The sequence below is a fragment of the Microbacterium martis genome (assembly GCF_047246685.1).
In the GTDB taxonomy this organism is placed as follows: domain Bacteria; phylum Actinomycetota; class Actinomycetes; order Actinomycetales; family Microbacteriaceae; genus Microbacterium.
The window spans coordinates 1,626,228-1,635,871 of sequence record NZ_JBFOKT010000001.1 but is presented as its reverse complement, the minus strand read 5'-3'; the positions used below and the strand labels follow the sequence as shown (position 1 = coordinate 1,635,871).

At 71.1% G+C, this 9,644-nt stretch carries 10 protein-coding genes and 1 rRNA gene; all 11 read left to right on the top strand.

The window, feature by feature from the left end; genetic code table 11:
* The first annotated feature begins 15 nt into the window (after window positions 1-15).
* Window positions 16-132, top strand: a 5S ribosomal RNA gene (gene rrf / locus AB3M90_RS07895).
* Window positions 133-238: 106 nt separating this feature from the next.
* Window positions 239-964: a hypothetical protein gene (locus tag AB3M90_RS07890; protein WP_412951176.1), complete on the top strand. Its 726-nt coding sequence runs from the start codon at window positions 239-241 to the stop codon at window positions 962-964.
* Entirely contained in the window at window positions 868-1,752 is an 885-nt protein-coding gene (locus AB3M90_RS07885; RefSeq protein ID WP_412951175.1) for a tetratricopeptide repeat protein, read from the top strand. Before AB3M90_RS07890 ends, AB3M90_RS07885 begins: the two co-directional genes overlap by 97 nt.
* A complete protein-coding gene (locus tag AB3M90_RS07880) occupies window positions 1,752-2,792 on the top strand; it encodes an HAD-IIA family hydrolase (RefSeq protein ID WP_412951173.1) in 1,041 nt (346 codons plus the stop codon). The genes AB3M90_RS07885 and AB3M90_RS07880 overlap by 1 nt, the downstream gene beginning before the upstream one ends.
* Before the next feature lie 24 nt (window positions 2,793-2,816).
* The gene (locus AB3M90_RS07875; protein WP_412951172.1) at window positions 2,817-2,993 is read left to right on the top strand and encodes a hypothetical protein; all 177 of its coding nucleotides are present in this window, start codon (window positions 2,817-2,819) and stop codon (window positions 2,991-2,993) included.
* The gene (locus tag AB3M90_RS07870) at window positions 2,990-3,787 is read left to right on the top strand and encodes a TlyA family RNA methyltransferase (RefSeq protein ID WP_412951171.1); all 798 of its coding nucleotides are present in this window, start codon (window positions 2,990-2,992) and stop codon (window positions 3,785-3,787) included. Before AB3M90_RS07875 ends, AB3M90_RS07870 begins: the two co-directional genes overlap by 4 nt.
* The gene (locus tag AB3M90_RS07865; protein ID WP_412951170.1) at window positions 3,784-4,704 is read left to right on the top strand and encodes an NAD kinase; all 921 of its coding nucleotides are present in this window, start codon (window positions 3,784-3,786) and stop codon (window positions 4,702-4,704) included. The genes AB3M90_RS07870 and AB3M90_RS07865 overlap by 4 nt, the downstream gene beginning before the upstream one ends.
* On the top strand, window positions 4,701-6,392 hold the full coding sequence (gene recN, locus AB3M90_RS07860) for a DNA repair protein RecN (RefSeq protein WP_412951169.1): 1,692 nt from the start codon (window positions 4,701-4,703) through the stop codon (window positions 6,390-6,392). The genes AB3M90_RS07865 and recN overlap by 4 nt, the downstream gene beginning before the upstream one ends.
* Window positions 6,393-6,409: 17 nt before the next feature.
* A complete protein-coding gene (gene pyrG / locus AB3M90_RS07855) occupies window positions 6,410-8,137 on the top strand; it encodes a CTP synthase (protein ID WP_412951168.1) in 1,728 nt (575 codons plus the stop codon).
* On the top strand, window positions 8,130-8,711 hold the full coding sequence (locus AB3M90_RS07850; RefSeq protein ID WP_412951167.1) for an NUDIX domain-containing protein: 582 nt from the start codon (window positions 8,130-8,132) through the stop codon (window positions 8,709-8,711). The genes pyrG and AB3M90_RS07850 overlap by 8 nt, the downstream gene beginning before the upstream one ends.
* Before the next feature lie 2 nt (window positions 8,712-8,713).
* Entirely contained in the window at window positions 8,714-9,616 is a 903-nt protein-coding gene (xerD, locus tag AB3M90_RS07845) for a site-specific tyrosine recombinase XerD (RefSeq protein WP_412951165.1), read from the top strand.
* The last annotated feature ends 28 nt before the right edge of the window (window positions 9,617-9,644 follow it).

Genomic DNA, 9,644 nt, shown 5'->3' with positions numbered 1-9,644 from the left:
AAACATCAATAGTGTTTCGGCGGCCATAGCGTGAGGGAAACGCCCGGTCACATTCCGAACCCGGAAGCTAAGCCTCACAGCGCCGATGGTACTGCAGGGGGGACCCTGTGGGAGAGTAGGACACCGCCGGACTCCCTTTAGTCGAAATGGCCACCCAACGCTGGGTGGCCATTTCGCGTTAACAGCGAGAGAACAGGGAGCATCATGCCGGAAGAGGAAGAGCGCCGTCCGCGCCGCGATGACGACCGCGGATCGCGCGGTCAGCGCCCCGCCGGCGGGCGCCCCGTCCCGCGCCGCGATGATGCCCCTCGTCGTGACGGCGCTCCTCGTCGTGAGGGCGGCTACAACCGTGACGGCGCCGCTCGTCGCGACGGCGCTCCTCGTCGCGACGGTGCACCTCGTCGTGAGGGCGGCTACAACCGCGACGGCGCCGCTCGTCGTGACGGCGCTCCTCGTCGTGAGGGCGGCTACAACCGCGACGGCGCTCCTCGTCGCGACGGCGCGCCGCGCCGTGAGGGCGGCTACAACCGTGACGGCGCTGATCGTCGTGACGGCGCTCCTCGTCGCGACGGCGCGCCGCGCCGTGAGGGCGGCTACAACCGTGACGGCGCTGCCCGCCGCGAAGGTGGCTACAACCGTGACGGCGCTCCTCGACGTGACGGCGCCCCGCGCCGCGAGGGCGGCTACAACCGTGACGGCGCTGCCGGCGACCGGGGTCGCCGGCGTGAGGGCGCAGCACGCGGTCGAGACTCGTTCCCGCGTCGCGAGGGCGGTCGCGATAGCGCTCCGCGCCGTGAGGGCGGGGGCGACTCTCGCGATCGCTCGCGGTCATACCCGCAGCGCGGCGGCACGGGGCGTGAGCGTCCCGTGCAGGCCCGTGCGGAGCGGCCGCGGTTCAACGATCCGCACATCCCTGATGAGATCACCGCGCGCGATCTCCCTGCGTCGGCGCGCAACGAGCTGAAGACCCTGAGCAAGGAGAACGCCGAGCTCGTCGCACGGCATCTTGCCATGGCATCCCGTCTCATCGACGAGGATCCGGCACGCGCGCACGAGCATGCCCTCGCCGCATCCCGCCGCGCAGGACGCATCGCGATCGTGCGCGAGACGCTGGCGATCACCGCGTACGCGACGGAGGACTTCGCCTTGGCGCTGCGCGAGCTGCGCACCTACCGACGCATCTCCGGCAAGGACGACCAGATCGCTCTCATGGTCGACAGCGAGCGCGGGATCGGACGACCCGATCGGGCACTCGAGACCGGGCGTGCCGTGGACCGCTCGTCGCTCTCGACGCCAGTTCGCGTGGCACTCGCGATCGCGATGTCCGGGGCGCGCCTCGACCAGGGCGACCTCGAACTCGCCCTCGGCGAGCTCGAGATCCCCGAACTCGACCCCGACCGCGCCTTCGAGTGGAGCCCCGCTCTGTTCACCGCGCGCGCCGCGGTGCTCGAAGACCTGGGACGCGACGAAGAGGCCGCGTTCTGGGCGCATCGCGCCGACGTCGCCGCGGAGGCGCTCGGCGTCGACGAGGCCGGCGACGAGGAGATCTACGTCGAGGACGGACTGATCGAAGACGGACTGATCGAGGACGGACTGATCGAGGACGACTCGCTCGAGGAAGCGCCCGAGACCGAGCCTGAGCCCGAGCCGTCGGTCGAAGACGAAGTCCGTGAACTCCTCGGTGAAGAAGACGGGGGCGACGTCGCCGAAGAGGCCGACGGCCTCGGCGACGAACCGGAGCGGCAGGCCTAGTGGCGCTCTTCTCCCGCAGGCGCGCCGCCGGGGCGGGCCCGCTCGACGGTGTCGACACGGTGCTGGCCGATCTCGATGGCGTCGTCTATGCCGGTCCCCACGCGCTGCCACATGCCGTGGACAGCCTGACCAGGGCCGCGGAGAGCGTCCGCCTCGGCTACATCACCAACAATGCCGCGCGCACCGATGCCTCGGTGGCCGCCCACTTGAGGGGTCTCGGCCTCGAGGTCGCGGCATCCGATGTCGTGACGAGCCCGCAGGCGGCGATGCGGCTTCTCGCCGGTCTCGTACCCGCTCCGGCCACCATTCTGGTCGTCGGAGGCGAGGGCCTGGTCGACGAGGTGCAGAAGGCCGGATACACCGTGACCCGCAGCGCCGACGAGTCGCCGGATGCCGTGGTGCAGGGCTTCGCTCCGGAGGTCGCCTGGACAGACCTCGCCGAGGCCGCCTTCGCCCTGAAGGTCCCCGAGGACGAGGGCGGCATCCCCTGGATCGCGACGAACACCGACTGGACGATCCCGCGCGAGCGCGGTGTCGCGCCCGGGAACGGCACGCTGGTCTCTGCCGTGCACACCGCGGTCGGACGCCTGGCGACGGTCGCCGGCAAGCCCGAGACCCCGATCTTCGAGGAGGCTCTCGCACGCTTCGGCGCGCGCAAGGCGCTGTTCATCGGAGACCGGCTCGACACCGACATCATGGGCGCGAACCGGGTCGGCATCGAATCCGCGTTGGTGCTCACGGGCATCGACCGGCCCAAGCACGTTCTCGCGGCGCCGGAGGGTTCGCGGCCGACCTACATCCTGGGCGACCTGCGTGAACTGCATCAGCCGTATCCGGCGGCGGTCGCGAAGGACGGCGCGTTCCAGGTGAACGGCGCCGCGGTGCGCGTGTCCGGTGCCGATGTGGAGATCGTCTCCGAGACCGATTCGCAGATCGATCTCCTGCGTGCCGGTGCGGCCGCCATCTGGGCGTCGGGCACCCCGGTCTTCGTGCTGCGCGTTCCCGAGCGTCTCTACGACGATCCGTTCCACCGCCCGTGAGTCGGCGCCGCGTACAGTAGAGGCGTGAGCGACGAGACGAGCGACGCACCGACCGACGGCCTGTGGAGTCGCCTGCGCCTGATCGAGGGCCAGCCGCTCTCCGACCGAGCCGATGCGTACGCGGCACTGCACGACGAGCTGTCGCGCCGTCTCGAGAGCGGCTCGCGGCTGGATCACCGGGAGACCTCGGGACCGCGATGACGCGACTCGACGCCGCCCTCGCCGCGCGAGGACTCGCGCGTTCGCGCACCCATGCCGCCGCGCTGATCGCCGAGGGCCTGGTGAGCGTCGACGGCCGGCCGGTGGTGAAGGCGTCGACGGCGGTCGCCGACGCGGCCGAACTCACGGTCGCGGCCACCGACCACTACGTCGGCCGTGCCGCTCACAAGCTCATCGCCGGACTCGACGGCTTCGGCATCGCCGTCGACGGTCGACTCGCGCTCGACATGGGAGCGTCCACGGGCGGGTTCACGCAGGTGCTTCGCGAACGCGGTGCGCGTCGCGTGCTCGCGGTCGACGTGGGTCATGGTCAGCTCGCCGCGTCGATCGCCGCCGATCCCGGCGTGACCGCGGTCGAGGGCTACAACGTGCGTCACATGACGCCCGAGAATCTGGCCGAGGCGACGGGGGAGCACGACCGACCCGACCTGATCGTCGGCGACCTCTCGTTCATCTCATTGGAGCTCGTGCTGCCGGCCGTCGCGGCCGTCGCGGCGCCGGCATCCGACGTCGTGCTGCTGGTGAAGCCGCAGTTCGAGGTGGGGCGCACCGCCGTGCGCGGCGGCCTCGTCACCGATCCCGCGACGCGGGCGGACGCCGTGGCGCGCACGGTCTGGAGCGCGTGGGACGCGGGTCTCGGCATGCTCGGCATCCTTCCCTCTCCGATCCTCGGTACGCACGGCAACGCGGAGTATCTCGTGCACCTCGCGCCGGGACGTGGCAGCAATCCGACAGAATGGTTGGACAGCATCAATCGACTGGCAGGGGGACGATGAACGAGCGCAGCATCCTGGTGGTCGCCCATGCGGGTCGGGTCGACACCGTCGCGGCCGCTCGACGCGTCGTCGACGCCCTGCGCAGCGCCGGTGCGCGTCCGATGCTGACGGCCGACGACCACGCCGAACTCTCGGCGGTCGACGGGTTCTTCGCCGACGTCGACGCGATCGAGAGCGCATCCGACGCGACCGCACTCGAGCTCGCCATCGTCCTCGGCGGCGACGGCACCATCCTCCGCGCGGCCGAGCTCGTGCGCGACACCGGTGCTCCCGTGCTCGGCATCAACATGGGCCACGTCGGCTTCCTGGCCGAGATCGACCGCGACGACATGGACGACGCGGTCCGCCGCGTCATCGCCCGCGATTACGACGTCGAGGAGCGTCTCGCCCTGTCGGTGCGGGTGAAGGATGCCGCAGGGGCGGTCGTCTACGACACGTGGGCGCTGAACGAGGCGACCGTGGAGAAGGCCAGCCGCGAGCGGATGATCGAGGTCGTGCTCGAGATCGACGGGCGCCCGTTGTCGAGCTTCGCCTGCGACGGGATGGTCGTCTCGACGCCCACGGGGTCGACGGCGTACAACTTCTCGGCCGGCGGTCCCGTGATCTGGCCGAGCGTCGAGGCGATCGCCGTGGTGCCGCTCTCCGCTCACGCGCTCTTCGCGAAGCCGCTGGTGGTGAGTCCCGATGCCGCCGTGGCGATCGAGATGCTGGAGCGCACCGACGGCTCGGGCATCCTGTGGTGCGACGGTCGGCGCTCGCACGAACTGCCGCCCGGCGCGCGCGTGGTGGTGCGTCGGTCGTCGCGCCCCGTCCGCCTGGCACGGCTGCACCCGACGGCGTTCACCGACCGTCTCGTGCGCAAGTTCCGTCTGCCCGTCGCGGGGTGGCGCGGCCAGGAACCGGGGACGACATCATGATCGAGGAGATGCGGATGCAGGGCCTCGGTGTCATCGCCGACGCCGTGCTGCCTCTCGGTCCGGGTTTCACCGCGATCACCGGCGAGACGGGTGCGGGCAAGACCATGGTGGTCACCGGACTCGGTCTGCTGCTCGGACAGCGCGCCGACTCGGGGGCGGTGCGCGCGGGGGCCGCGCAGGCGTCGGTCGCCGGCGTCTGGATCGTGCCGGAGAAGGGCGAGATCGCCGACATCGTGACCGATGCCGGTGGCGAACTCGAACCCGCCGGCGGCGGCCGCGCCGAGCTGTACGTGTCGCGCACCCTCAACGCCGAAGGTCGCAGTCGCGCGAGCGTCGGCGGGCGGGCTGCCCCGGCCGGCGTGCTGTCGGCCCTCGCCGAGGAGCTCGTGGTCGTGCACGGGCAGTCCGAGCAGCTCCGGCTCCGCTCCGCGGCCGCGCAGCGCGACGCGCTCGACCGGTTCGGCGGCGCGCCCGTCGCCGAGGCGCTGGAGAGGTACGCCGGATCGTTCGCCCGGTGGCGGGCCCTCGACGCCGAGATCGCCGACATCGCCGACAACCGCGATCGCCGCGTCGATGAGGCGACGCGGCTGCGAGAGGCTCTCGCGCTGATCGAGGCGACCGCTCCGGAGCCGGGGGAGGACCAGGAGCTGAGCGAGCGCGCCGAGCGCCTCGCCAACGCCGAAGAGCTGCGGCTCGCGGCTTCCCTGGCGCATGGCGCCCTGTCGAACGAGGAGGGAGAGCCCGACGCGTCGGCGCTCGTGGCCGAAGCGCGGCGAGTGCTCGAACGCGCGTCCGACGCGAAGCTCACCGAGATCGCCGAGACCGTGGCCGACATCGGGTACCGCATCGCCGACGTCGCCGGGCTGCTCTCCGCCTACCTCGCCGATCTCGACGAGTCGGGACCGCACGAGCTCGCCGCGGTCGAAGAGCGCCGCGCGGCCCTCGGCGTGCTCATCCGTGCCCACGGCTCGCTCGACGAGGCGCTGAGCCTGTGGCAGACGGGATCGGCTCGACTCGCCGAGCTCGACGACGACGACGACCGGCTCGAGCGACTGGATGCCGAGCGGACGGCTGTGCGCGCCGAACTCGACGCCCATGCCGCCGCGCTGACCGCCGAGCGCGCATCGGCGGCGACCCGTCTCGGCGCCGCCGTGACCGAAGAGCTCCGCGCGCTCGCGATGCCCGACGCCCGCCTCGAGGTCGCGGTGACCGCGGGCGCGGAGACCGTCCACGGTCGTGACGACGTCGCGATCCTTCTCGCACCGCACCCGGGAGCCGAGCCGCGGTCGGTCGCCAAGGGGGCCTCGGGCGGGGAGCTGTCGCGCGTCATGCTGGCGATCGAGGTCGTCATCGCCGCCACCGACCCGGTCCCGACCTTCGTGTTCGACGAGGTCGACGCCGGCATCGGCGGCGCAGCCGCGATCGAGGTGGGCCGTCGACTCGCGCGGCTCGCCGAGAAGTCGCAGGTGATCGCCGTCACCCATCTCGCGCAGGTCGCCGCCTTCGCGGGCAATCACCTGACGGTGGTCAAGTCTCACGACGGCGCGGTGACGGCGTCGAGCGTGCGTCGTCTGGAGGGGGAGGAACGCGAGGCCGAGATGGCTCGCCTGCTCTCGGGCCTGGCCGATTCGGATGCCGCGCTGACCCACGCGCGTGAACTTCTCAGCCTCGGCGCGCCCGCCGCCTGATAGGATCGAAGCCCGTGATGAACTCTTCCGAAGCGGGACCCCAGAACGACATCAGCCAGCGCTCATCCACCACGAAGCACATCTTCGTGACAGGCGGTGTCGTCTCGTCTCTGGGCAAGGGTCTCACCGCCGCAAGCCTGGGGAACCTCCTCACCGCGCGCGGTCTGCGCGTCGTGATGCAGAAGCTCGATCCGTACCTGAACGTCGATCCGGGCACGATGAACCCGTTCCAGCACGGCGAGGTCTTCGTCACCGACGACGGCGCCGAGACCGATCTCGACATCGGGCACTACGAGCGCTTCCTCGACATCAACCTCACCCAGGCGGCGAACGTCACGACGGGCCAGATCTACTCGCAGGTCATCGCCCGCGAGCGCCGTGGGGAGTACCTCGGCGACACCGTACAGGTGATCCCGCACATCACCGACGAGATCAAGCGCCGCATGCGTCTGCAGGCCACGGAGGAGCCGCAGCCCGACGTCATCATCACCGAGGTCGGCGGCACCGTCGGCGACATCGAGTCGCAGCCGTTCCTCGAGTCGGCGCGTCAGCTGCGCCATGAGCTGGGCCGCGACAACGTCTTCTTCGTCCACGTCTCGCTGGTGCCGTTCATGGGCGCCTCGGGCGAGCAGAAGACCAAGCCCACGCAGCACTCCGTCGCCGCCCTCCGCCAGGTCGGCATCCAGCCGGATGCGCTGGTGCTGCGCAGCGATCGTCCGGTGAGCGCGAGCAACCGCAACAAGATCGCCCTCATGTGCGACGTCGATGCCGAGGGCGTCATCAACACCGTCGACCTGCCGAGCATCTACGACATCCCCTCGACGCTCAACGATCAGGGTCTCGACTCGTACATCGTGCGGCGGCTCGGCCTCGACCGCAAGGCCGCCGCGGAGGTCGACTGGACCCGCTGGAGCAGGGTGCTGCACGCCGTCCACAACCCCAAGCACGAGGTCACGATCGGCCTGGTCGGGAAGTACATCGACCTGCCCGACGCCTACCTCTCGGTCACCGAGGCGCTCAAGGCGGGCGGATTCGCACAGGAGACGAAGGTGCACATCCGCTGGATCCCGTCCGACCTCTGCGAGACGCCCGAGGGCGCCCAGGAGCAGCTGGCCGAACTCGACGGCATCTGCGTGCCCGGCGGGTTCGGCATCCGCGGCATCGAGGGCAAGCTCGGAGCGCTCAAGTTCGCTCGCGAGCAGGGCATCCCGACCCTCGGACTCTGCCTCGGTCTGCAGTGCATGGTCATCGAGTACGCCCGCGACGTCGCCGGCATCGCGGGGGCCTCGTCGAGCGAGTTCGACCCCGAGACGTCGGAGCCGGTCATCGCGACGATGGCGGAGCAGATCGAGATCCTCGACGGGGGCGACCTCGGCGGCACGATGCGTCTCGGCCTGTACCAGGCGGCTCTCGCGGAGGGCTCGCTCGCCAGCGAGGTGTACGGGGCGTCCGAGATCTCGGAGCGTCACCGCCACCGCTACGAGGTGAACAACGCCTATCGCGACCGTCTCGCCGACGCCGGTCTGGTGTTCTCCGGGCTGAACCCCGAACTCGATCTGGTCGAGTTCGTCGAGCTCCCGCGCGATGTGCACCCCTACTACATCGCCACCCAGGCGCACCCCGAGCTGCGGTCCCGTCCGACCGATCCGCACCCCCTGTTCCGCGGACTCGTCGGTGCCGCGATCGAACGTCACCGCGCCAGCGAGCTGTTCGATGTCAGCGAAGACGTCTCCGTCGATGAGTGAGGGGTTCGCGAAACTTCGCGACGAGCCGTTCGAGCCCGAGATCATCGAGAGCGAGCAGGCCTTCCGCGGCGCCGTCTGGGATGTGCGATCCGACCGCATCCGCTACGGCGGCGGCGAGATGGTGCGCCAGTACGTCGCCCACACGGGTGCCGTGGCGATCCTGGCGCTCGACGACGACGGCCGCGCTCTGCTGATCCAGCAGTACCGGCATCCGATCCGTCACCGCGACTGGGAACTCCCCGCCGGACTGCTCGACGTCGAGGGGGAGGAGCCGCTCGCCGCGGCGAAGCGCGAGCTCGCGGAAGAGGCCGACCTCGTGGCCGAGCACTGGGAGCCGCTGGTGTCGTCGTGGACCACGCCGGGGGGCAACGACGAGACGATCCACATCTTCCTCGCCACCGGTGTCTCGCCTGCGGAGACCGCGCACGCGCGCGTCGATGAGGAGGCCGACATCCGGGTCGAGTGGGTGCCGCTCGCCGACGTCGTCGACGCCGTCCTGTCCGGTCGCATGCGCAACGGCATCCTCTCGATCGGAGTGCTCGCCGCGACGCTGAGGCAGCGCGATCGGACCTGAGGATGCTGCTCGAGCGCGCCCTCGACGTCTACCTGCGTCACGTCACGGTGGAACGCGGGCTGAGCGAGCACACCGTCGCGGCGTATCGCCGTGATCTCGACGGCTATGCCGCCTGGCTGACCGCCGCCGGGATCTCGGACACGGGCGATGTCACGCCGGCCCTGATCGGCCGGTTCATCGCCGAGCGGTCGTCGGCCGAGCCGGCTCCGGCGGCGACCAGCATCGCTCGGCTGCAGTCATCGGTGCGGGGCTGGCATCGCTTCCTCGCCCGGGAGGGCATCGAAGACGACGACCCGAGCGGGCGGCTGCGCCCGCCGAAGGCCCCGAGTCGACTTCCGAAGGCGTTGACCGTCGACCAGGTCGAGCGGCTGCTCGCCGCGCCCGCGGCGGATGAGCCGCTCGGCATCCGCGACCGCGCCCTGCTCGAGCTGCTGTACGCCACCGGCGCGCGGGTGTCGGAGGCGATCGGCCTCGACGTCGACGACCTCGCCCACGGCGACGTGCTGCGCCTGAACGGCAAGGGATCGAAGGAGCGCATCGTGCCGGTGGGGTCGTACGCCCGCGCCGCCGTCGACGCCTACCTGACGCGCGTCCGACCCGGTTTGGCCGCTCGAGGGCGGGCATCGGCCCGCCTGTTCCTCGGCGCGCGCGGCGCGCCCCTCTCCCGGCAGAGCGCCTGGCTGATCATCCGCGCGGCCGCCGAGCGGGCGCAGATCACCGCGGAGGTGTCGCCCCACACGCTGCGCCACTCGTTCGCGACGCACCTGCTCCAGGGCGGCGCCGATGTGCGCGTCGTGCAGGAGCTGCTCGGCCATGCATCCGTCGCGACGACTCAGATCTACACGCACGTGTCGGTCGACACGCTGCGCGACATCTACGCGACGTCCCACCCGCGCGCCCGCTGAGGCTCGCGAAGCGCGGCGGCTAGAATCG